General features: G+C 68.2%; 14 protein-coding genes and 1 pseudogene. 3 read left to right on the top strand and 12 right to left on the bottom strand.

What is annotated here, in order from left to right; genetic code table 11:
- Positions 1-8 precede the first annotated feature (8 nt).
- The 10 genes and pseudogenes from VFY73_RS28740 to VFY73_RS28695 form a co-directional block, all read right to left on the bottom strand.
- Positions 9-8,171 carry a DUF4157 domain-containing protein gene (locus VFY73_RS28740; protein WP_329725019.1) on the bottom strand — a complete coding sequence of 2,721 codons (8,163 nt, stop codon included), beginning with the start codon at positions 8,169-8,171 and terminating at the stop codon, positions 9-11.
- Positions 8,168-8,542, bottom strand: coding sequence for a hypothetical protein (locus VFY73_RS28735; RefSeq protein WP_329725018.1), 375 nt, complete (start codon positions 8,540-8,542; stop codon positions 8,168-8,170). The genes VFY73_RS28740 and VFY73_RS28735 overlap by 4 nt, the downstream gene beginning before the upstream one ends.
- On the bottom strand, positions 8,539-10,683 hold the full coding sequence (locus VFY73_RS28730) for an ATP-binding protein (protein ID WP_329725017.1): 2,145 nt from the start codon (positions 10,681-10,683) through the stop codon (positions 8,539-8,541). The genes VFY73_RS28735 and VFY73_RS28730 overlap by 4 nt, the downstream gene beginning before the upstream one ends.
- Positions 10,680-12,002 carry a DUF4255 domain-containing protein gene (locus VFY73_RS28725; RefSeq protein WP_329725016.1) on the bottom strand — a complete coding sequence of 441 codons (1,323 nt, stop codon included), beginning with the start codon at positions 12,000-12,002 and terminating at the stop codon, positions 10,680-10,682. The genes VFY73_RS28730 and VFY73_RS28725 overlap by 4 nt, the downstream gene beginning before the upstream one ends.
- Positions 11,999-12,928 (bottom strand): hypothetical protein, encoded by a 930-nt coding sequence (locus VFY73_RS28720; RefSeq protein WP_329725015.1) that lies wholly within the window; start codon positions 12,926-12,928, stop codon positions 11,999-12,001. The genes VFY73_RS28725 and VFY73_RS28720 overlap by 4 nt, the downstream gene beginning before the upstream one ends.
- Positions 12,925-13,701 carry a hypothetical protein gene (locus tag VFY73_RS28715; RefSeq protein ID WP_329725014.1) on the bottom strand — a complete coding sequence of 259 codons (777 nt, stop codon included), beginning with the start codon at positions 13,699-13,701 and terminating at the stop codon, positions 12,925-12,927. Before VFY73_RS28715 ends, VFY73_RS28720 begins: the two co-directional genes overlap by 4 nt.
- Positions 13,702-13,734: 33 nt before the next feature.
- Complete coding sequence (locus VFY73_RS28710) at positions 13,735-14,259, bottom strand: phage tail protein (protein WP_329725013.1); 525 nt, start codon at positions 14,257-14,259, stop codon at positions 13,735-13,737.
- Positions 14,260-14,294: 35 nt separating this feature from the next.
- Complete coding sequence (locus VFY73_RS28705; RefSeq protein WP_329725012.1) at positions 14,295-15,896, bottom strand: phage tail sheath family protein; 1,602 nt, start codon at positions 15,894-15,896, stop codon at positions 14,295-14,297.
- 369 nt (positions 15,897-16,265) lie between these two features.
- Positions 16,266-16,946, bottom strand: coding sequence for a LysR substrate-binding domain-containing protein (locus VFY73_RS28700; RefSeq protein ID WP_329725067.1), 681 nt, complete (start codon positions 16,944-16,946; stop codon positions 16,266-16,268).
- Positions 16,947-17,030: 84 nt separating this feature from the next.
- Positions 17,031-17,156, bottom strand: a pseudogene (locus tag VFY73_RS28695) (LysR family transcriptional regulator); the annotation flags it as partial.
- 137 nt (positions 17,157-17,293) lie between these two features.
- Here VFY73_RS28695 and VFY73_RS28690 point away from each other — a divergent pair.
- From VFY73_RS28690 to VFY73_RS28680, 3 genes are all read left to right on the top strand, one after another.
- Positions 17,294-18,262, top strand: coding sequence for a tripartite tricarboxylate transporter substrate binding protein (locus VFY73_RS28690; protein WP_329725011.1), 969 nt, complete (start codon positions 17,294-17,296; stop codon positions 18,260-18,262).
- A 75-nt stretch (positions 18,263-18,337) separates the two neighbouring features.
- Positions 18,338-19,036, top strand: coding sequence for an RraA family protein (locus VFY73_RS28685; RefSeq protein WP_329725010.1), 699 nt, complete (start codon positions 18,338-18,340; stop codon positions 19,034-19,036).
- Positions 19,033-19,977, top strand: coding sequence for an NAD(P)-dependent oxidoreductase (locus tag VFY73_RS28680; protein WP_329725009.1), 945 nt, complete (start codon positions 19,033-19,035; stop codon positions 19,975-19,977). The genes VFY73_RS28685 and VFY73_RS28680 overlap by 4 nt, the downstream gene beginning before the upstream one ends.
- 50 nt (positions 19,978-20,027) lie before the next feature.
- Here the strand turns inward: VFY73_RS28680 and VFY73_RS28675 are convergent, their stop codons facing one another.
- Together VFY73_RS28675 and VFY73_RS28670 are read right to left on the bottom strand one after the other, a co-directional pair.
- The gene (locus VFY73_RS28675; RefSeq protein ID WP_329725008.1) at positions 20,028-22,139 is read right to left on the bottom strand and encodes a TonB-dependent receptor; all 2,112 of its coding nucleotides are present in this window, start codon (positions 22,137-22,139) and stop codon (positions 20,028-20,030) included.
- A 9-nt stretch (positions 22,140-22,148) separates the two neighbouring features.
- Positions 22,149-23,040: TonB-dependent receptor plug domain-containing protein (locus VFY73_RS28670; RefSeq protein ID WP_329725007.1), on the bottom strand; the 892-nt coding region annotated here is incomplete at its 5' end.

Here is a 23,040-nt window from a genome sequence, read left to right as displayed (position 1 = left end):
GGTGGTCCTCATGGCGCTTTGGGAGGTGGCGACACTTCGTCCCGCGTGGGCGGGGCGAGCTTGGCCAGCTCGGTCGCATCGGCGAACAGGATGTCGCCGACGCGGATGTCGTTGATGAAGCCATCCTTGACCTCGACCTCCAGCGTCATCGTGTAGTTGGCCAGGCCCTTGACCTTGATGGACACGTTCTGAAGGCTGATTTCCCCGGTCTTGCCGATGCGGGTCTTGCCGTCTTGCGTCTTGCCGGCGGTGAAACCGGCGCCGCTGAGGAAGAACTGAGGGGCTTCCAGGTTGATCTGGTGGCCGAGGTTCGACTCGAGCAGCTTGATCTGGTTCTGGTCGGCCTTGTTGCGCTTGAGCTCGATCCAGGTGTCGCCATCGCCGAGCTTGCCGTCGCCGTCCTTGTCGCGGCCCATGCGGCCGTCGCCCAGCGCCAGCTGCCCTGTGAAGCCAATGAAGTCGCGCAGCGCTTCCGGCGGTTCGAACGTGCGTTCCGGTCGCGTCGCAGGCTCGTTCGCCAGTCCTTCGACCATCTCGCGGATCACGATCCGGCCGTAGTTGTACTTGCCCTCGTCGCCGTAGAACCCCGGCATCTTGCGCTTGAAGTCCTTGATCGTCTTGACGGTGACGACATTGCCGAGCTCGATCTTGTCGATGCCGTCCACCGTGTGCAGCTGCACCGAATAGTTGGTCATGCCGCCGAATTCCAGAACGCCGCCCTTGATCTTCGGCGTGATGTCGGGGTCCTCCCAGTTGCCGAGGCTGTATTCGCCGTCGAAACTGCCTTCCAGGGTCGACAGCGGCTCGGCGATGAATTTGCCCGACGGGTCGGCCTTCTCGGCCGCCTGCGCTTCCTCGAATTCCTTGATCGCCTCCGCGTATTCGGCGTCGGTCAGCTCGGCTTTCCTGGTCTTGACGATCTCGATGTTCAGGCCCTGCACATGGATCTGGCGCACCTTGGCCGCCAGCAGGTCCAGGCCCTTGGCGGTGCCCTGGCCCTTCAGGCCGAGTGCAATGTCCTTGATCTCCAGCAGCGGCAGTCGCACGGTCATGTCGCCGCTCTTGATCTGAAGGCCCTTGCCGATCACCGCGTCGATCGGCAGCGCGATCGTGCCGTTGGGCATGAACTTGGGCTTGATGCCCTTGATATCGATCGTGCTGCCGTAGCCGCCCACCTTGGTGGTCTTGCCCTTCGCGTCGGTCAGCGTGAGGTTGGGGTTGACGAAGCCGAGCGCATTCAGCACGAAGCTGCCGTCGATCTTGGTGCGGGTGATCTCCTCGGGTTTGCCGTCGGGCCCGGTGCGGGTGCCGAGCACCACGGTTTCGAAGGTGATCGCGTCGGCGGTCAGCGGGCCGCCGTGGATGTCGGTGGTCAGTTCCTTCTTGGTGGTTTCGCTGCCGATGGTCTCGACCAGTTCGGCCGACAGGCCCTGGATGCCGAAGGGGTGCGCGTCGGCCTTGGCGCCCGGGGCCTTGTTGACCTTGGCATTCTTCAGGTGGCTGATGCGCGTCAGCGGGTCGGTGTCGAAGTGGCCGACTTCGATGTGGCTGATGGTCGCGACGCTGCCCTTGATGTGCTGCTTGGAGGTGGTTTCCTTCTTGTCCTTGCCTTCGCCCACCGTGCCATGCGACTCGCCCTGGTAGTCCAGGCTGCGCGCGATCACGTCGAACAGCTCCAGGTTGTCGACATCGAGCTTGGCGGGAATCTTCTCGCCCTTGGTCGCCGGGTCGGTCGAGATCGTGTAGTTTTGGCGGACCTTGCCCAGCTTGATGCGGCCGACGGTGACCGCGTTCAGCTTCAAGGTGCGCGAGCCGTCGGCATATTGCAGGCCCGACAGCACGGTGCCGTTGACCTCCACGTTCTGCAGCTCGGTGTAGTCCGGCCCGATCGCCACCTTGCCGACGATGCTGCCCGTCGAGAAATTGGTGCGGAACTTGCCGGTGTCGACATGGCCGCCGGTGCGATCGATCTTGCCGACGTCGATCGTGAAGGCATCCTTGCCCACGATCTCGGCCTTCATGCCCTTGCCGCTGAGCGCCATGCCGGCGCTCAGGCCGGATGTCAGGCCCTTGTATTGGGCGGAGGCCTCGTAGGTGCCGACCTCGACCTTGCCGCTGCTGATGCCGCCTGCCGGCGTCCAGTTCAGGCCCCAGACATCGAGGTTTTCGATGAACAGTGGCCGGAAGCCGGCCATGTCGCGCTCGAGGTAGGGGTCGGCCGCGCGCAGCTCGATGCGGTTGTTCTCGTCCTGGTAGATCAGGTGTTCGGCCTCGACCTTCCCGATGTGCAGCCGCTCGATCGTGACGGCGCTGAGCTTGCGCTCGGGCTCGGCCTGCTGGCCCGGCTTGGCTTTGCCAGGCTCGAGCTTCGTCTGCAGCTTGCCCTTGAGCGACAGGTTGGTCAGCGTGCAGGGTTTGTCGGCCTCGATGAAGCCTCGCTCGCCCACCTTCCAGTGGATGCCGGCCACGCGCAGGCTGCCGAAGTGGAAGTCTTCGACATCGAGCTGGCCGTTGCGCCAGGTCAGCTTGGTGCCGAGATCCGCCAGCGACAGGCGCACCCAGCCATCGGGCCCGCGCACCGCGAAGTCGGTCAGGTCCAGGTCGCTGATACGGGCCTGGATCGCGCCGTCCTGCAGCAGGTCGACCCCGATGTTCTGCGCGTCGATGCGGCCGTGGTCCACCGCCCAGGCACCGGCCACCGCCTTGCCGATCACCAGCTTGTCGATCGAATCGATGCCGACGTGGCCGGTGACCACCGGCGAAGCCTTCGGGTCGGCAGGGAAGTCGACATCCATGCCGCTGGCGCGGATGCCGTTGATCGAACCGGACCGGATCTCGACCTCGAGCTTCTTGCCGATCAGGGTCAACCCCAGGCCGTTGCCATAGAGCTTGCCGATCTCGAACAGCTCGATGTGCGCGTGGGCCAGTTGGTAGTCCGCCAGGTCTTTGCTGTTCGGCACTCGCGAGTCCAGCCGCACGCTGCCGCGCAAGACCAGCTTCTCGAGCCCGCTCTGGCCGGTCGACCAGACCTGCAGGCCCTGCGCCGCGTCGTTCTCGCCGGTCAGCGAGGTCAGCAGCAACTGGTTGACCGAGATCGCGTCGAGCTCGAACTTGGGCACGTCGACGAACAGAGAGTCGCCCTCCTGGCGGGCGCTCAGCGAAACACGGGTCTCGCCGATGTCGAACGAGCCGACGTCGGCCTGCGTGTCCTTGTTGCCCTGCTTCGAGAGCGCGCCGGCACGGTGCAGCGACAAACTCTTGAACAGGCGGTCGTCGGGCCCGGTGCCGGCCACCTTGACGCCACCGCGCGAAAGCACCGCCAGCGGATCGATGCCGCCGCCCAGCGCGTCGGACAGCAGATCGCCGGCACCGGTGACGCCAACGCCGAACTCGTCGAGCTGCAGCTTGGCCGCGGCGTACATCGCCAGGTCCTTGGCCACGACCACGTCAACCTCGATGACGCCGTCCTTCGCGGCCTTGATCTCTTCCGGCGTGGTGGCGCGCTCCAGCCGCATGTAGGCGGCCAGGCGCTTGTCAGCCAACGCCTGCAGGTCGGTCACTTGCGTGGTGAGTTGGGCGATCTCCTTGTCGAGCGCCTGCTTCTCGGTGGCCGGCGCGGTGCGCAGCTTTTCGCGCAGGCTGTCCAGCCGGCGGCTGAGCAGGCCGAGCAGCGGCACCAGGCCCAGGCCTTCGCCGCTGAGCTGCTTCAGGCCCAGCTCGATCTCGTTGCCGCGGTCTTTCAGCTTGGCGTAGGCGCCGGTCAGCGTGGCCTTCTCGAACAGCAGGCCGTGGTACTTGCTGCGGGCGCCGCTGATCTCGAGGCTGTCGATATGGCCTTCGGCATCGCGCAGCTTCGTCTTCCAGTCGGCCCAGCTCAACAGGCCGCCCTTGGGCAATGCCGACACGCCGATGCCTTTGGCGCGGAGCTCGTCGATGTGGATGCCCTGCTTCGGCATCTCGATGCCGGTCACGCGCAGCGCGTCCGCCGCGAAGCCGATGCGGCCGTTGGCGATGTCGGCGTCCAGCCGCGCATTGGCGACGTGGATCGACTGCACGATCAGGTCGGCCTGGGCCGCGAGGTCGCGCCGCAATGCGCGGAACTCTTCGAGCTGAACCGCGTCGAGCTGCGATACGCCGCGCTGCACCATCAGCTCATAGCGCGCCGCTTTCGGCCGCAGTTGCAGCAGCGCTTCGTACAACGGCTGGAACTGCGGCGTCTGGCGCTTGGGCTCGAGCGTGGCGATCTCCCGGTCGATGTCGGCCACGCCACGCAGCCCGCCGCCGATGCGCAGCTCGCCGGTCTTGATATCGCCCAGCTCCAGCACCAAGCGCCCTTCCGTGCCGCCAGCCAGCGGCGGGGCCGGGCGTTCGCCGCTTTGGGCTTGCCGTTCGAGCTCGGCATTCGTGACCGCCGGCATCGCGATCAACTGCGCCAGCGCGGCCCCGCCGCCTTCGCCGTGCACGTTGCGGATGCCGATCGGCTCCTTGGAGGTCACGGTGCCGCTCAGGCCTGCGACCTCGATCGAGCCGATGTCGATGAACACACCGGCCCGCTGGTCGAACTTCAGCGCATCGAGCCGTGCCTGCAAGGTCTTCTGCCGCTCGGGCGATGGATCGCCGGTGCGCAGCTCCTTCATGATCGCCAGGTATTCCAGCTCGTCGGTCTCGGCAGTCTTCAGCTCGGCCTCGACCTGGGCACGCCGCGCGGTCAGCTTGGCGAGCGCGGTTTCGCTGCCGGGTGTGTTGCCCAGCGCCTCGATGCGTTGGGCGATCGACTTGGCTTCGGCGCGCAGCATGGTTGCCTTGTCCAGACCAGCCCGCACCGCGAAATCGCGTACCGAGGCGCGGCCCACGTGCTGGCCGCTGCTGGTGGTCAGGCTCTCGACCTCCAGGCTGCCGAGCGTGAAGCTGATCGCCTTGGCGCTGCGTGCAGCGTCGTCGGCCAGGTGGCTGTCGGGGTCCTTCAGGCCCTGGTTCTTCAGGTCGGAGACCAGGCCGGTGACCTTCTTGTACAGATAGATCGGCAGCGCCAACAGCAGCAACAAGGGCAACAGCGGCAGCACCACCAGCGGCACAGGCACCGATTTCTCGCTCGCGCCCGTCTTGCCCGGGCTGACGGTGTTGAGCGTGCCGGCCGCCAGGCGCAGCGCATTCACCACCAGCCGGGTGGCGGTGATCATGCTGGCGCTCTTGGCCAGCAGCAGGTCGTTGGCGACCAGCGAGTCGATCTTGGCCTCGGCCTTCAGCGGTTGCAGCAGGCTGTCCGAGTCGTAGCGGGCCTGGATGTGCAGGCCCTTCAGCGACACGGTGCCCGACTGCATCGTCGAGCTGCCGAACTGCAGGTTGGCCGATTCGATCTCCAGCTCCGGCAGGATCAGCTCGACCGACTTCCCGTCGAGCCCGACGAGCAGGGTGACCTTGTTCGCATCCGGGTGTGGCGGCGCGTCCTTCGGCGCGTTTTGCTTCGGGTCGGCCAGTTTGGCGCCCATCAGGTCGCCACCCATCGCCTCTTGCACGTGGCCCAGGTCGGCGCGGACACCGACCTTGCGGTCGACCAACAGGAAGTCGGCCGTGAAGAACGTGACGACGCCGCCCCAGAGCGACCGCAGCGTCGCGAACGGGCCTTCTTCGTACCAGCGCGTGCCTTGCAGGATGTCGGCCCTGTAGGCCGGCCGCTGCGTCGGGTGCCACAGGCGGTACTTCTCGACCAGCGGCTGCAGCGCGGGCTTGCCGGCGGCATCGAACTCGCGCGAGCGCTCGAAGGCGAAGCGGTGCTCGGTCATCGCGATCGCCATTCGCACCAGGTCGCCCAGCAGGCCGGCGTTGTCGGCTGTCCAGGTCTGGCTTTCAGCCAGCTGGCCGAGCACGCTGGCGCGGTCGGTGCCGGCCCGGTCGCCGATGTAGAGGTTCAGGTCGCGCGACTGGCGCATCGACTCGCTCATCTCGCCGGTCACGCGCGACCACAGCTCCGGCTCTTCGGCAATGAACTGCTCGCGCTCGTCCGGCGGCAGCGCCTTGATGCACTGGTAGGCAAGGTAGGCCTCGCCATCGTTGACCATCCAGTCGGTCAGGCGGCGCGAGACCAGCCGCCTTGCATGCGCCACCACGTGCGTCGGGTCGCGTGCCAGCATCAGCTTGACGGTGGCGATGCGGTTGTCTTCGGCGAACAGGAAGCTGTCGGGCAGTTCACCGAACAGCTTGTCCATCCAGCCCTGGCGCTCGAGTTCGTGGACGATCGTCGCGCGCAGGATGTCGTCGGCTGGGGCTTCGTGACCGGCCGTCAGGTTGGCGGCGCCGAGGGCGGCCAGGCGCACGAACAGGTCTTTCGCATCGGCCTCGCTGAAGCCGCGCTCCTTGGCGTCTTCGAAAGCCTTGATCAGCGCCTTGAGCGCCTGGTCGGTGCCGACCTCGAGCCGCTTCTTCTCGTAGACCTGCGAAGCGTTGTAGAGCAGCGCCTTGTCGTCGACTTCGGTAGCGCCGGCTTCGCGCATGCGCTGAATCTCTTCGCGCGATTCGGCGCGGCGGATCTCGATGCCTGGCAATTGCCCACCGGTGTCAGGATCGGCTGGCAGGTTGTCCAGCAGGCGCAGGTACCACTTGCCGCCGTCGCGCAGGCGAAAGCGGTATTGGTCGGCGATGGGCAGCAGGCGGATCAGCTTGTAGGCGAACATCGCCTCGTAGTCGCGAATCGCCCAATCGAACAGGCCGTAGGACAGCAGGTCTTCGATCAGCTTCTCGTTCTTGAACGGCAGCCGCGATTGCACGAGCGACAGCAGCGTGGCGCTGTGCTCCGCCGTGTCGAAGTAGTTGTGGGAGGGCAGCAGCCAGAGCAGCTGATCGATCAGGCCGCTTTGCTCCATCTTCTCGGCCACGTACAGCAGGCGAGGGCGGTTGTCCTGCGCCTGGGCCAGCAGATCCAGGGCCTCACGGGCATGCGTTGGCTGCGGCTGGGCACGGCCATCGTTGCCCGGGGGCGGCGAGAGCAGGCGCCGCACGTTGTCCAGCAGGTCGTTGCTGGTCGCGTCCGTTTCCATCGCCGCGATGGCCTGGCGCTCTTCGAACAGCTTGCCCTCGTCGCGCGCGGCCTGCTCGGACTCCTTGGCCATGCGCGCGATCTCTTCGGCCGTGGGACGCGGCGCCGAGATCAGTTTCGAGATCGTCAGGCCGTTGTTCGACTTCAGCAGCTCCTGCCGCTGGCCGGGCGAGAGATGGCGCAACACCCAGTTGGCCGCCTCGATCTCCTCGGTGGCCATGCCCGACATGCTGAGCGCGCGGAACACCTTCAGGTCGACCGCATCGCGCAGCCGCTCATCGCTCAGGGTTTCGTAATAGCACGCGAGCACCGAGCGGCGGTGCTGGTAGACATGCGGCGGATTGATGTTGTCGGCCAGCCAGAAGCGTTCCTTCTCGTCCAGCGCCTGCAGCAGCGGCTTGACGATCGGGTAGGGGACGCTGTCGAGGATGCGCAGCACGTCGAACACATCGCCGTCGGACACCCACAACCCCCCCAGCGCCTCCTTGATGACAAAGAGCTCGCGTGCCCGGCTGACGCGCACTGTGTCGGCGGTGATCGTCGGCGCCGCGTCGGGCTTGGCGCCGGCATCGGCCGCAGCGTGGTGGGTGACGAGCGCAAAGCGCGGCCTGCGCGGGGCACGGCCGGCGGCGAATTCGCGGCCCAGCTCGGCGGCCTCGGCTTCGGCGGCGGCCTCGTCGGCCGGGCCGGTCAGCGCACGTTGGGCGGCATGCGTAGCCTCATGCGCAAGCAGGTAGCGGCCTTCGGTGCGTTGCGGCAGGTATTGCGCCGGGTGCAGCCAGATGGTCGCGCCTTCCTGCAGGCCCTTGGCGCCGGCGCCGTCGAGGCGGTTGCCGGCACCATGGATTTCGACGCGGATGCGGCGCAGGTCCAGGCCCAGCGCCGGCGCGAGCTGTTCGAGCAGGCGCTGGGTGGCCTGGCGGCGCTGCGCGTCGGCGTCGACGACATGGCCGCTCGGCAGGGTGGCGAAACCGCCGTCGGCCTGGCCTGGCGCACGCAGCAGATGAGGTGCGATGGGTAGCACCTGGCCAGTGGGCAACGCATCGATCGGCGTCGGCTGCTTGGCCGGCGGTGCGGCGGCGCGGGCCAGCGCCGTCTTGGCTGGCGCTGGTGCGGCGGCAGTGGCACGCTGGTTCACCGCAACCCTCGCAAGGTGCAGAAGACCGATTGCGCCACACCGCGCCCCAGCGCTGCGGGCGAGTCCGCTGGCGAAGTCGCGATGGCCGGTGCCAGCGCCGCCGGCAGCGCGACGCTGGTGACGCCGGCCGGCCAACCGGGATCACGCGCCAGCCGCTGCAATTCGGCGGTCAGCGCATGGCTGAACTGGCGCGACTGCGCCGGTGTCATCGCGATGCCAGCCACCGACAGCCGCTCGATGTGCAGCCGGACGGCCTGGCCTCGCGCGGCGTCGCCAGCGCGCGTCGAGTCGCTGGTGCGGATCCGGCTTGGACGGTCCGCGGCATGAGCCCCTTCGGGGGGCAGCGACCGGAAGGGGGCGGCGGGGTTCATCGGAGCTCGGCCTCGTTGACCGGCTTGTCGAGCTTGCGCAGCTCGCTGCGCACTGCGCTGAGCAACACTGCCTGCGTCAGCTTGCCGCCACGGGCCGCGGCCATGAACGAAGCGTTCAAGGCGATGCTGTGGATGTTGCCGCCCGACAGGCCGAGCCGCGCCAGGCGGTCGTAGTCGAGCGCCTCGTGCGGTACGGCCGGTGCCAGCGCGCGTTCCCACATGCGCCGCCGCTCCGCCGGGCCGGGGTAGGGGAAGTTGACGATGAAGCGCAGTCGCCGCATGAAGGCGCTGTCCAGCGCGCTCTTCATGTTCGTCGCCAGGATGGCCAGGCCCGAGAAGGCCTCCATGCGCTGCAGCAGGTAGTTGATCTCGATGTTGGCGTAGCGGTCGTGGCTGTCCTTCACTTCGCTGCGCTTGCCGAACAGCGCATCGGCCTCGTCGAAGAACAGGATGGCGCCGCCTTGCTCGGCGGCGTCGAACAGCCGGCGCAGGTTCTTCTCGGTCTCGCCGATGTATTTGCTGACGACCGCCGACAGGTCGATCCGGTAGAGCGCGAGGTCGAGCGCATTGGCAATCACTTCGGCCGCCATCGTCTTGCCGGTGCCGCTTTCGCCGGCGAACAGCGCACTGATGCCCAGGCCGCGCGTCATGCGGTCGGCATAACCCCATTCCTGGTAGACCTGGTAGCGGTGCCGCACCTGCGCGGCGATCTGGCGCAGCAGCCCGGTGGCTTCGTCGTTCAGCACCAGATCGTCCCAGGTGGCCTTGGGCTCCAGGCGCTGCGCCAGTTGGTCCAGCTGCGGCTGCGTCAGGCGACGGCAGGCATGCCACAGCGGCTGCAGCGACAGCGGCTCGGAAGCTGCCGTGCGGGCCGTGGCGAGGCTGCGCGCGATGTCGCCAAGGTTCAGATCGAAGTGGCTGGCCAGTTGAGGTGCCAGCTGCTCGGCGCGCGAGGCCAGCGGCGTGACGGCCAGCGCCTCTTGCCATGCAGCGCACTGTTCGCGGGCACTGGGCTTGGCCACGTCGAACGTCAACGCGTGGCCTGCGGCGCGTGCCGGCGCCTCGCGCACGCCGACGAAGGCCAGCCCGATGTCGCGCGAGGTGAATGAGGCGAAGGCGTTGGCCAGCTCGCCGCCGGTGCTGGGCAACTCGTCGGCGTCCAGGTACAACGCGATCGGCAGCAGCAGCCGCTCGCGCTGCCACAGGCGTACCAGCAGCTCCAGCTCGTTCTTCGCCAGCGGCAGGGCATCGAGACTCAGCTGATAGAGGCGACGGCCGAGCGCGGCGCAGGCCTGGCGGGCCACATCCAGCCGGCTGCGTGCATCGGGCCCCACCAGTTGCACCAGCGGCACCTGGGCGCGTTCACCGGCGGCCTGCAGCTGCACGCGAACGGCTTCGGCCACCGCTTGTTGCGACGGTGCCAATGCCGCCGGAGCGCCGTCACCGGCCGGCGACAGCAGTGAGCCCAGCCGTTCGTCGATGACGTTCAGGCCCTTCAGGTAGTGGACGATGCGCTCGTCGGCGTGCAACGGCGTGGCCGTCAGTGGCAACGTGGCGTTGGCGCCCGCCAGCTCGACGAGGCGGGCGTAGCGCAGCGGGCGGTGCGGCGACAGGGCGTCCCAACTGGGCTCGTCCAAGGCCTGCAGCGCGAGCGCGAAGCTGGGCGTGCCGCGGTTGGGCTGGCCCTGCAGCTGCGCGAACAGCGCGGCGATGCCGGGGTCGATCTCTGCGGCGGCACACATCAGCAAGGTGTCGCGTTCGAACACCGACAGGCCGAGTCGCTCGGCCAGCAGGCACAGCGCGGGTGGCGGATCGATTGCCGCCGCTTCGGCCCGGGCCGCGGCGGCGGCCGCGAGCGCCGCTTCGGCGCCCTGGCTGGCCGGGTTGTCCGATGAGGCGGCGATGACCAGGGGCGGCGCTGCTTCGTGGCGGCTGAACCAGGGCTTTCGCGCCGGCTCGGGCGAAACGACGGGCGCTTCTGCCGGGGCGGATGGCGGTGAAGGGGCCACCGGCAACAGTTGCACCAGGCGCAGCCGCAGCCACTGCAGCGAGGCGGCCAGGTAGCGGTTGTTCTGCTCCTGCCAGACGGCCATCGGGCCGTTCGGCGTAGCTTCGGACGGCCGCGCTGTGCTCATGTTCATGACACCACCACCTGTTGGTCCGGGTCGAAGCCGAAGACGGGTGGCGAGCCGCTCAACAGCACCGGCAGGCTGTCCACCCCGTCGACACGCAAGCGCAGCAGGTAGCTGCCGGCTTCCAGCGCGGGCACGTCGAAGGTGATCGTGCTGGGTTGGGTCGTGTCGGGCGGGGTGACGATGGGCTGCGTCGGCGGCAGCTCGGTGCTGCCGATCAGCAGCCGCACGCCGGGCTCTTGGAGCTTGCGCAGGCGCGGCGCGCAGGTGACGGTGAGCGTGAACGGCGCGCCAGCCGCCGCGGCCAGTGGAGAGGCGATGATGCGCGGCGCGATCACCACCGGCACGCTGTTGGTGGTCCAGCGTGGCTGGCCAGGCCGTGCCACGCGCAGAGCCACGCCATAGGCGCCGGCGCCCCAGTCCTCCATCGCGGCGACCAGTTCGCTGGGTGAGGGCAGATGGCCGCGCCTTTCATGGGCGGTGCCGCCGGCGGCCAGCGGCAACTCGTTGACGACTGCCAGCCGGTCGTTGGTGAAGACAGCGCTCAGGCTCGCATCGCCTGCCAGGCCGGTGCCGACGAAGACCAGGTCGTCGCCCTGGCGCAGGGCCGGCAGCAGCGGCGACACCGGGTTGCGCACGGCCAGCAGCACCGGCGGTGCCGAGGCCTGAGATTGCGGACCGCGATCATCGGCGCCCCGTTGCAGCACCGGCGGCGCGGCCTTGGCGCTGCCCTGGGCCTGGATCAGCACCACCGAGACCATGTACGCCATCGACGGCCGGTAGCGCGCCTGCATCGCCGTCCACAGCTTGGACAGCTCCTCCGAGCTGAGGTAGTTGGGTGCGATCTTGATCAGCTCCAGCTGGTCCGCCAGGTCTTCGGCCGACAGCGTGCCGAAAATGCCAGGCACCGTGACGCCGTCCACCGGCGAGGGCGGCCCGAGCACGGTGCGCAGTTGCTGCCGCGTCAGCATCGGTGTCTCGTGCAGCAGTTGCATCGCGTAGCCGAGCAGGATCTCGGCGTTCATGTCTTGGGTGCCGTAGGCGGTGACCAGGTAGTGCAGGTCCAGCGCGAGTGGCGGGTTGCTGAGGCGCTGGCCGCGAGCGTCACGCGAGGGCAGGTCGGCGTTGCGCCAGCCCAGGTTCGGCGTGACCTGGTAGAGAAAGATGTTGAGCAGGTTGGTTTCGTTGTTGCCGGTGTTGATGCGGTCCGGCGCCTGCGCGGTGACCGAGAAGCTGCCGAGCGACGACAGGTCGTGGTTCAGCAGCCCGTCGTTGAGCAGGTCCTTCAGGGCCGCCGTGACGCCGGCGATCGCCAGTGCACCGCTCATCGCTGGCCTCCACGCTCACGCAGGTACTGGTCGAGGCCGAGCTGCGGCGCGCTGGCGCTGCGCTTGGGCTGGCTGGGCGCGGCGACCGCGCGCACCTCGATGCGGCCGATCGTGATGTCGATCGGCGCAAGCTCGCGCGGACGAGGCGGCTGCAGCGGTGCCGGCGATGCCGTTGGTGCATGCCGGCGCAGCGCCGCCGTCGGCGGCACGGCGGCTTGGGTCGGACGCGCCGCCGGGCTGGCCACCGGCGCCGGTGTTAGGCGCTGCCCGGTGGTTTGCACGGGTGGTGTCGGCGACGGCAACGCGCGCACGTTGCGCTCAGGCGCGGCCGTGGCGGCGGGCTCGATGGTGCGACGTGCGGGGCCGTTGCCGACTTCGGCACGCGGCGGCCGATCCGGCGCGCGAGGTGCTGCTGCCGGTGCCGGCGCCCGATCCTTCGGCGTCGGCACGCCGGTGCGAACGGCCGGCCCGGGCGGCGCCGGGGCGGCCACTGCGGCAGAGGGCACTTCGACCGTCACGATGCGCAGCGTGGCGTCCACGCGGGGCGGTTCGCTGGGCAGGCGACTGGCCGACGGGGTGACTCGTGTCGTCTGCGCCTCCGGCGCGGTGGGCCCATAGGGCGCTGCCGCCGGGGGGGCGGACTCTGCCGCGGCCATCGAAGCCGGCGCCGGTTTCGCGGTGACGGACGGGGTTGATTCGCGCGCCGGCCGCGCTGCGCTGATCGTGTCGACCACCAAGTCCGGCGCCGCCGTCATGGTTTCACGCGGCGCGCTCTCAAACATGGCGGGTTGGCGCCGGCGCAACGTGGGTTCCGCCGGCGCCACGCGCTCGACGAGCCGTGTGAGGTAGCCCGGCGCTGCGATCGGCGACGCGCCTGTCGGTGTGTCAGCCGGCACCGAAGCGGGTGGGTCGGAGCGCTCGTTCATGCGGGTACCGCCGATTGCTGAACCATGGCGATGTAGCGACGACGGCGCATGGCGCTCAGGCTCAGCACCACCGGCTCGCTCCAGCCGTAGGCGCAGGCCAGCGCGTGCACCTCGGCCAGCGTGCGCTCGGCCCAGTCCTCCAGTTCCTGCCAGAGGTAGTCGCCAATGTCGAAGCGCCGCTCGAAGCCGTGGCCGCAGGCGGGGCAGCTCAACGCGATGCGGATGTCGGCACCCGGGTCTCGCTGCGCCATGTCCTGCTGCAGGCGCTCGACCACGGCCGGCGGCAGCGCCTGCGGGGCGATCGGCTGGCCGGCTTGCCGCGCATGCAGCACGCAGCGTCCGATCAGCTGCCGAACGGCGGCGCCCGCATCGCCGGCCGCCTGCTGCACGGCGATCAGGTCGTCGCTGCCAGGCAGCCGGTAGTCCAGCTCATAGCCGTCGCACTGCAGCCGGGGCTGCTCGGCCACTTCATCGTCGGGGCGCAGCTCGGGGCGAACGTCGGCCGTGTGCAGCGAGAGTTCGAGGGCCTCACCGCAGGCCGGGCAGTCGACCAGCGTTTCCAGCGCAGGGCCGAAGAGTGCCTCGAACAGCGTGAACAGGCGGGCGTCACGCGCCCCCAGCGGCAGCGTGCCCCAGCGCTGCGGCGCCACGTCTGGCCAGGCCATTTGCAGCAGCGCGAGCGCGCGTTGCTGCGGCGGCAGGCCCTGCGCCTGTTCCCAGGCGTGCAGCACCGCTTGCGCGCTGAGCGCGCCGAAAGCGTGGTCGAGGCTCATACACGAGGGGCGCCGTGCGGTGCGGGGCGGCCGTCAGGCCGGGTCGGTGAAGCTCGGCTCCGACGGCTCGGGCGTCTCGACGTCGCGCACCCAGCCCTCGTTCTCCAGCTTCAGGTGCTGGATCGCGATCGCGTTGGCGTTGGCGTCGAGGTCGGGCAGGGCCTGGAACTCGGAGACCCAGGCGCGGAACACCTTGTAGGCCATCGCGAGCTGGCCGGTCTCGTTGTAGACCTCGATGATCACGTCCTTGCGGAAGTCCTTCAGCGAGCTTTCCGCGCCCAGCCCGGCACCGAAGTTCCAGACCTTGTTGGCCCACTGCTCGAACTCCTTGTCGTGGGTGACACCGCGCTCGAGCGTGATCGCTTCGAATTCGGTGCGGCCGGGTGACTTGCGGCTGCTGCTCGGGTCGCCGCCGTCGCGGTGCTTGACGACTTCGGTGGTGCGCTTGAGCGCACTCACCTTGCTGACGCCGGCGACGTACTTGCCATCCCACTTGACCCTGAACTTGAAGTTCTTGTAGGGGTCGAAGCGTTGGGCGTTGACGGTGAACTGGGCCATGGTCGGCTCCTTGATCGAGAGGGGTTGTCAGGCCTTTAGACGTCGATCTGGCCGGCCATCTGCTGCAGCTTGATGATCACGAACTCGGCCGGCTTCAGCGGGGCGAAGCCGACGACGACGTTCACGATGCCGAGGTTGATGTCGTTCTGCGTCGTCGTCTCCTTGTCGCACTTGACGAAGTAGGCGTCGCGCGGCGAGCTGCCCTGGAACGCGCCCTGGCGGAACAGGTTGTGCATGAAGGCGCCGGCGTTCAGGCGGATCTGCGCCCACAGCGGCTCGTCGTTGGGCTCGAACACCACCCACTGCAGCCCGCGGTACAGGCTCTCTTCGATGTAGAGGGCAGTGCGCCGCACGGGGATGTACTTGTATTCGTCACCCAGCAGGTCGGCGCCGCGCATCGTGCGGGCGCCCCAGGCCACGGTGCCGATGATCGGGAAGGTGCGCAGGCAGTTCACGCCGATGGGGTTGAGCTGCCCGTTCTCTTCATTGGTCAGGCTGACGGCCAGCCCTTGCACCCCCGACAGCGCCGCGTCGACGCCGGCCGGCGCCTTCCAGATGCCGCGGTTGGTGTCGGTGCGGGCCATCAGGCCGGCGATCGCGCCGCGGGGGGCGAAGGTGTCGAGCTGGCTGTCACGCTTCGGATCGGGCTGTCGCACGCGGGGGAAGAACAGCGCGGCGTTGCGTGCCCGCTCGCCGCTCAGCCCGAGCGCGGTCAGCTCCGCGTTGTTGTTGGCGACGATGTCGTTCGCCGAGTCCCATGCGGCGGGCGGGTCGACGATCAGCATCGCGCGGCGCTGGACGCAGAAGTCGAGCGCGCTGCTGTAGACGGCGGACGCGGTGTCACCTTCACGCGTGTCCGGCGGGATGCTCATCAGGTTGAACAGGTCGGTCTTCTTCAGCGCATAGATGCCGGTCTTGTTGGCCTCGCTGCCCTGGTAGGTGGCGGTGTCCAGCGGATCGCTGTCGCTGGCCTTGCCGGCGTCGGCCACCGGCGCGGAAGCCGTGTCGTCGTTCCAGATCGTCTTGCCGGCGCCAGGCTCGCCATGCTTGGGCGGCACGCTGGTGCCGGGCAGCGTGGTGGTGTCGGCCACGCGCAGCAGCGCCGATTCGTTCTGCAGCACGCGGTCGACGCGACGCGGGCTTTCCTTCACCGTCAGGTTGACGAAGGTCTCGATCGCGCCGTCGGAGCCGCGGCGCACCGTCAGGTTGAACAGGTCCGCCTTGGCCAGCCCGTAGCGCGTGGCGACGTCTTCCGAGACCTTGTCATCGATGCGCACCCGCAGCGTGTTGCCCCAGCTGCCGCGCGAGGAGGCGACGAGGTCGAGGTTGGTCAGCGAGATCTTGGCCGATTCGTTGACGCCTTCGCCGCTCTTCTTCTTGTACAGCCGGACGATCACCGCCTTGGCGCCGCCGTTCTGGAAGAAGTCGCGTACCGAATAGCTCAACGGGTACACGGGGTCGAGGCCACCGAACTGGCGCTCGAAGTCGCCGAAGGTGTTGATCAGGGTCGGCTCGTCGGTGCCCATCGCGGCACGGCCGACGAACGCGGTGATCGAGGTGGCGACACCGGTGATGGTGCGTACGCCGCTGGGCAATTCCTCGATATAGACCCCGGGGAACGAGACTGCGACTGGCATGTTGGGCTCCTCGCGCATCTGCGCCGTGCCGATGAACAGCCGCGCGTTGGAGCGCCCCCAAGACTGGGCTTCGCCCAGACCGCCCCCGCAGGGGATCAGGATCCGGGAAGCGCCCCCGATTCCTGAGAGGGTGGTACTGCTGAAGCCACAAGCGCGGGTTGATTTCCGTGCCGCTACTGTCGTCGCGCCGCATGCCGCCGGGCATCCCCAAGCCGTAGGATGAAATGCTGCGAATCTAGGGAGATCAGGTCAGGGACCCATCCGATGGACCGATAGCGATGCGAGGTGGCATCGCGCAGCGGGGCCACACGCTTCGGTCGACGAAAGGCGCGTTCTTGTCCGGATGGCGGTAGGCAAGTCGTCTGCCCCTCACGCCGAGTCTCGCACCCTCGAAAAGAGTTCCAGGAGTCGCGAAGCCGCTGGCGAGAGGTAGCCTTTGTCCCGGTAGGTGACGACGAGCCGCCGGCGCATCGTCGCTTCCCTGATCGGCACTTCCTTCAGGCCCGACTTCGCTGCACGTTCACCGAGGTGACGCCTCGAGATGAAACTCAACAGCCCGGTTTGCGCGATCAGCGCCGGCAACATGAGCAGCATCGTGCTCTCGACCTGCACCCGGGGGCGGGGCAGCCGCTTGCGATCGAAGGTGTGGTCCAGCCAGTCACGCGTCGGCGCGCCCGGTGGCTGCAGTGCCCAGCGGTAGGCGGCCAAGTCCTTCAAGGTCGGCTTGCCGCGGAACAGTTCATGATCGGCACTGGCCGCGACGACGATCGCGTCTTCTGCGAGCAGCCTGGAAACGTAGCCGGTTTCGGCGGAGCTTTCCGTGCCCACCATCATCTCGATCTCTCCGTGCTGGAGCAGCGGCATCAGGGTGGCGGTGAGGCCGACAACGGTGCGCAGCGTAACATCGGGCGCTTCGGCCAGCAGTTGCCTGGCCACCGAAGGCAACACGAACTGGGCCGCGGTCGGCACGATGCCGATGCTGATGTGACCGCTCAAGCCCTTGCCTATGGCGTCGAGCTCGTGCTGGGCGTCCTCGGCGTCGAAGCGCATGCGCTGTGCCCACTTCAGCAGCACTTTTCCGGCAGCGGTCAGGCGGATGCCGCGCCCGGCGCGCTCGAACAGCGCAGCGCCGCAGTCTTCCTCCAGCCGTCGGATGCAGCTGGTCAACGCCGGCTGGGTGCGATGCAGTTTTGCCGCGGCGCGGCCGACATGCTGCAACTCGGCGATGGTTTCGAAGTAACGCAGGTCGCGCAGGTCCATAGCAAAAGGGCCGCTTATGTTTCACAAGAAACTATCGATTGGACTGTAAGGCGACCAGCGTCAATACTCAATCGCATCGACGGACCTGCGCAGCAGGCGATCGAGAGAGCCCTCGAGCCACACACAACGGAGACAAGATGATTGCTGACCGACGCCTGTTCCTGGCCCTTGCCGCTTCGACGCTGTGCACGGGCGTCTTCGCGCAGGCCTGGCCCGCCAAGCCGATTCGCCTCATCGTTCCGTTTCCGCCGGGCGGTGGAACCGACATCATTGCCCGCGAAACCAGCCAGCGCGTCGCCGCTTCGACGGGCTGGACCTTCGCCATCGAGAACAAGCCCGGCGCGGGCGGCAACCTCGGCGTCGATGCGGTGGCCAAGTCGGCGCCCGACGGCTACACGATCGTGCTCGGGCAGACGAGCAACATGGCAATCAACCCGACGCTGTACGCGAAGATGCCCTACGACCCGCAGAAGGATCTGGCGCCGATTGTCCTGGTTGCGAACGCACCGCTGGTGATGGTCACCGGCGGCAACTCGCCCTACAAGACCTTGTCCGACGTCGTGAATGCGGCCAAGGCCAAGCCGGGGCATGTCAACTTCGCCTCGCCGGGCAACGGCACCGTCGCGCACCTGACCAGCGAGCTGTTTCAGAAGGCTGCCGGGATCACGACGCAACACGTCCCGTACAAGGGCGCGAACCAGGCGCTGACCGACGTGATCAGCGGCAACGTCGAGCTGTACATGTCTTCGGTACCGACGCTGATCAGTCAGATCAGGCAGGGCAAGCTGCGGCCTCTGGCGGTCACGTCGGCCAAGCGCGTCGACGACCTGCCGAACGTGCCGACGATCAACGAGTCGGGCTACAAGGGCTTCGACGCCTCGACCTGGTTCGGCCTGTTGGCGCCGGCCGGCACCCCCAAGGAGGTGATCGCCAGGCTCAATGCGGAGTTCAACAAGGCGTTGAACCAGCCGGAGCTCCGCAAGCGCATGAGCGACGAGGGCGCCGACCCTGCGGGCGGCACGCCCGAGCTGCTCGCCGCGCTGATCAAGGACGAGATTCCGCGCTGGGGCAAGGTCGTCAAGGATTCCGGCGCGAAGATCGACTGATCGGCGACCTTCGAAAGACGCGAACGCCCCCGCCCGCCGGGCTTGCACCGGCTCCAATTCATCCGCATCCACCTCATGAGTCAAGCCGTTGCATTGCCCGACGTCGTCCGTGAATTCGAGCGCGTCGACCCTGGCGTCGTTGCGCGGGCAGGCGAGTTCCCTTCTTCCATCCTGGCCGACGTTGCCGGCCGCCGTGGCGCCTTGGGCGGTCGTATCGCTGCACTGTCGCCGACGATGAAGTTCGCGGGGCCGGCGCTGACCGTCGAGATCCGCCCCGGCGACAACCTGATGATTCACGCCGCGATGGCGATCGCCAGGCCGGGCGACGTGATCCTGGTCGATGGCAAGGGCGACCTGTCGAGCGCATTGATGGGTGAAATCATGTGCCGGCAGTGCCTGGCGCTCGGCGTGGTCGCCGTCGTGATCGATGGTGCGGTGCGAGACAGCGTCGCCATCCGCGAACTCGGGCTGCCGATGTACGCCGCCGGCCTCAACCCAAATGGTCCGACCAAGTTCGTTCCGGGGCGTCTGAACCATCCGATCTCGATCGGCGGCGTCACCGTGAACCCCGGGGACCTCGTGGTGGGCGACGCCGACGGTGTCACCGTGATCGAACGGCACAGGGCTGCCGCCATGTTGCCGCTGGCGGCCGAAAAGGTCGCCGCCGAAACGAAGCGCATCGCCCAGATCAGGAGCCGCGAGTCGCTGACCCCGGCCTGGCTCGACGATGCACTGCGCGCCGCCGGCGTGATCAAAGCAGGGGAATCCATGTGAGTGCGAAGAAGCCGGCGTTTCTCGTCACCGGCAACGATCTGGCGCCCCAGGCGCTGGCGCTGCTCGGTGACTACGACGTGGTGTTCGCCGGCCGGACGCCGACGGAAGAAGACATCGTCGCGCTGTGCGGGCAGCACGATCCGGTGGCGATCATCGTGCGCTACGGCCGGGTCGGCGCCGCGGCGATGAGCGCCGCACTGAGCCTGAAGGTGATCTCCAAGCATGGCAGCGGCACCGACACGATCGACACGGTGGCTGCCAGGGCGCACGGCATCGAGGTCCTGGCCGCGGCCGGGGTCAACGCCGCGGCGGTCGCCGAGCAGGCACTGGCGCTGCTGCTGGCGTGCGCCAAGTCGGTCGTGGTGCTGAACGAGCGCATGCACGCCGGGTACTGGGACAAGGCTGTGCACAAGAGTGTCGAGCTCGAGGGTCGTACCGTCGGCGTGATCGGGCTCGGTGCGATCGGCCTGCGCTTCGCACGCATGGTCGACGCCATGGGCATGCGCGTGCTCGGCTTCGACCCCTACGCGAAGGACTTGCCGGCCTATGTTCAGAGCGCCGACCTCGACACCATCTGGCGCGAGTCGCACGCGCTCTCGCTGCACTGCCCGCTGACTGCCGACAATTCAAAGCTCGTCAACGCGCAGACGCTTGCCGCCTGCAGGCGAGGCGTCATCGTCGTCAACACCGCGCGTGGCGGCCTGATCGACGAAGCTGCGCTGCTCGACGCGGTGCGTTCGGGCCAGGTGGCCAGTGCCGGTCTCGACAGTTTTGCGGTCGAGCCGATGACGGCACAGCACCCCTTTCGCGGCGAGGCGCGCATCACGCTCAGCCCGCACATCGGCGGCGTCACCGCCGACGCCTACGTCAAGATGGGCGTGGCGGCGGCGAAGAACGCGCTCGGCGTGCTGAATCGTCGTGCTGAACGCGCACGGTCGTGAGCCTGCCGCCGTGGCCCGGTGCAAGGCCGATGACCGCACCGCCACGGCGTTCAAAGACGCCAGCTGAACTGCAGCAGCACCGAGCGCCCGGGCAATGGGATATCGAACGGCAGTGAGACGTAAGGCACGCCGTGGTTGCTGGGCTCGCGAGCGTCGGCGTCGAAGAGGTTGCGCACGGTCAGCGCCAGGGCCCAAGGGCCGCCGCCGGGCTCGGTGCGCAGGTTCAGGTCGACGGTGGTGTAGTCAGGCACCTTGGGTCGGGTGTCGTTGGCTTCACGGCGGCGATCGGCCACCCAGTTGACCTGCAGCTGTGCCTGCCAGTCGGCCGCGGGGCGCCAGTCGGTGCGCAGGTTGGCATGCTGGCGCGGTGCGAGGCCGGCGTCGTGGCCGGTGTCGCTGTCGACCGTGCGCTGGTAGCCATAGCCGCCGGCCACGCGCCAGGAGCGGCTGGGCTCCCATTGGGCTTCCAGTTCCAGCCCGTGGCCGTCTTGCTGGCCCTGGTTCTGAAAGGTGATGGCGGTGTCGGTGCGGATGATGTTGCTTTGTCGGAAGCGGTACAGGTTCAGCCCGAGGTGTGCGTGGGCGGCAGCTTGCCAGCTGACGGCGGCTTCGAGCGTGCGCAATGTCTCTGGCTTGAGATCGGGGTTGCCGATCGCGGCCGGGTTGTTGATCACGTACAGCTCGGTGAACGACGGGGCGCGGAACGCGCTGCCGTACATCAGCTTGGCCGTCACGTCGTAGGCCGCTTCCCAGACCAGCGCCACACGCGGGTGGGTGGTGCCGCCGAAGTCGGAGTAGCGGTCGTGGCGCAGGCCGGCGGTGAGCGACAGGTCGGGTGTCAGCGTCCACTCGTCTTGCACATAGGCGTGCACCACTTCGCGCTTGTGCGGCGTGGTGAACGGCACGGTGTCGGTGACGTCGATCTCGTCGTCGAGCGAGCCGGTGCCGATCGGGCTGAAGTCGGGATTGAAGTTCTTGGTCTCACGGTTCCTGTACATGTCCTGGACCGTGAAGCCGGTGCCCAGGCGGATGCGGTGCTGCGCGATGCCGGTGTAGACGGCGGTGGCCTCCAGCCGCAGGTGGCGCTCCCACTTGGCGGGGGCACCGATCATGCCGTCTTCGAACGTCCCCTTGCCGAGGTTGGTGCCGGCCGGGAACAGGAACAGGTGCGAGATCTCGTTGTAGTGCGACAGGTTGGCGCGGGCCGTCATGTCCCAGGCGTCGTTCCAGACCCGGTCGTGCCAGCTCAGGTCGAGATCGACACGTTCGCTCGAGCTGCGGCCGTTCGGGTCCAGCGCCTGCGCCACGCCGGTGCCCGAGCCCAGGCCGGTGACGTGCTTGTAGCTGGCGCGAAAGCGCCAGGCGTCGCGGCTGAAATCCAGCGCGCCGTCGAGAATCTTGCGGGCGTAGTTCGGTGGCCCCGGCGCCAGCGACGCCGGCGGCACCCCGAAGGGCGCGAAGATGTTGTCGAGCCCGGTTTGCGCGTCGGCCTCGACAGTAGGACGGGCACCATCGGTGCTGCTGAACGACAGATAGCCCGCGACATCGACCGCCCCCCATCGGCTGCCGCGCAGCAGCCAGCCGCCGGCCGTGTTGAATGAGCCGCCATAACCACCCAGCCGGGTGCCGCCGATGTCGGCAACGGTCTTGGTGATGAGGTTGATCACGCCGGCGTAGGCGTCGGCACCGTACAGCGCCGAGCCGGGGCCGCGGATGACCTCGATGCGGGCGATGTTCTCGACCGGCTGGCCGCCCCAGTTGATGCCGCGGTCGCCGGCGTAGACGCGGGTCAGCGGCATGCCGTTGACCAGCATCAGCACCTGCGGGTTGGTGATGCTGCCGCGGATGCCGCGCACCGTGTACATCGGCGTGAAGGCAAGCGTCGATCGCGCCACGTGCAGGCCTGGCACGGTTTCGAGCACCTCGTCGAGATCGGTCGCACCGCTGGCCAGGATCTCTTCGGCCGTGATGACGGTGGCGATCGACGGGGCCCGCGCCACCGGCACGCGCGAGCCGGTCGCGATGCTGACGAATGACTTGTCGCCGAAGGCCATCGACAGCTCTTGTTCTTCGGTGGGGGTGGCGGCATGGGCGCCGAGGCACATGCCCAGCAGCAGGCTGGTGGGCGGGCCGGTGGTACGCAGTGACAACAGGTGCTGCAAGCGGTGTCCTCAGAGCGCGTAGCTTGCCTGCAGGTAGACAGCACGGGGTGCCATCGGCAGGTCATTGGGAAGGGCCGTTCCCGGCGCGAGGCTGGGTTCGCGGACATCGGCGTTGAACAGGTTGCGCACCATGAAGGCGATGTCCCAGTGGTTGCTGCCGCGGATCGTGTGCAGAGCCAGGTCCAGCGTCGAGAAGTCGGCGATCGGCGGGCGCGCGTCGCCCGACGCACGCTCGCGGTCGGCGACCCAGTTGAGCTGCGTGCTGGCGAGCCAGCCGTTGGCGAAGCCCCAGTCTGCTCGCGCAAACAGATGGTGGTGCGGAGCGTAGCCGGCGTCCTGGCCGGTGGACCTGTCCACCGAGCGCTGATAGGCGTAGTTGCCGGACAGCCGCAGCGTGCGGCCGAGCTCCGAGACGATCTCCAGCTCCAGGCCGTGCCCGGTCTGGCTGCCGGTGTTCTGCACCGTGCTGGCGGGCGGCGGGGCGGCGTTGGGAACGCCGCGGATGATGTCCTGCATCGCGTACCGGAACAGGCTCAGGTTCATCTGCGTTCTGGCATCCACCGTCCACGCGATCGCCGTTTCCAGGGTCTGGATGGTCTCGGGGCGCAGGTCGGGATTGCCGCCCAGCACCGGGTTGTTGACGCTGTACTGCTCGGTGAACGATGGCGCCCGAAAGGCCCGGCCCAAGAGCAGCTTGGCAGTAACGTTGTAGCTGGCATCCCAGACCAGTGCCAGGCGCGGGTTGGTGGTGCGACCGGAGTCCGAATAGTTGTCGACGCGCACGCCGGTGGTCAGCGTCCAGTCGCGAGCGAAAGCCCATTCGTCCTGGGCATAGGCGTAGTGGACCTGGCGCCGATGAGGCTGCAAGAACTTGAGCGAGGTATCGGAGAAGTCGGTGACA

Source organism: Ideonella sp., assembly GCF_036277275.1.
Lineage (GTDB): Bacteria > Pseudomonadota > Gammaproteobacteria > Burkholderiales > Burkholderiaceae_C > Ideonella.
Note: the sequence above shows the minus strand (reverse complement) of the source record. Positions and strands in the feature narration are given on the sequence as shown.

Excerpts from the sequence above, each read along its gene's own strand:
- VFY73_RS28735 (WP_329725018.1), bottom strand. The coding sequence starts at position 8,542 with ATGAACCCCGCCGCCCCCTTCCGGTCGCTGCCCCCCGAAGGGGCTCAT.
- VFY73_RS28730 (WP_329725017.1), bottom strand. The coding sequence starts at position 10,683 with ATGAACATGAGCACAGCGCGGCCGTCCGAAGCTACGCCGAACGGCCCG.
- VFY73_RS28725 (WP_329725016.1), bottom strand. The coding sequence starts at position 12,002 with ATGAGCGGTGCACTGGCGATCGCCGGCGTCACGGCGGCCCTGAAGGAC.
- VFY73_RS28720 (WP_329725015.1), bottom strand. The coding sequence starts at position 12,928 with ATGAACGAGCGCTCCGACCCACCCGCTTCGGTGCCGGCTGACACACCG.
- VFY73_RS28715 (WP_329725014.1), bottom strand. The coding sequence starts at position 13,701 with ATGAGCCTCGACCACGCTTTCGGCGCGCTCAGCGCGCAAGCGGTGCTG.
- VFY73_RS28710 (WP_329725013.1), bottom strand. The coding sequence starts at position 14,259 with ATGGCCCAGTTCACCGTCAACGCCCAACGCTTCGACCCCTACAAGAAC.
- VFY73_RS28705 (WP_329725012.1), bottom strand. The coding sequence starts at position 15,896 with ATGCCAGTCGCAGTCTCGTTCCCCGGGGTCTATATCGAGGAATTGCCC.
- VFY73_RS28700 (WP_329725067.1), bottom strand. The coding sequence starts at position 16,946 with ATGCGCTTCGACGCCGAGGACGCCCAGCACGAGCTCGACGCCATAGGC.
- VFY73_RS28690 (WP_329725011.1), top strand. The coding sequence starts at position 17,294 with ATGATTGCTGACCGACGCCTGTTCCTGGCCCTTGCCGCTTCGACGCTG.
- VFY73_RS28685 (WP_329725010.1), top strand. The coding sequence starts at position 18,338 with ATGAGTCAAGCCGTTGCATTGCCCGACGTCGTCCGTGAATTCGAGCGC.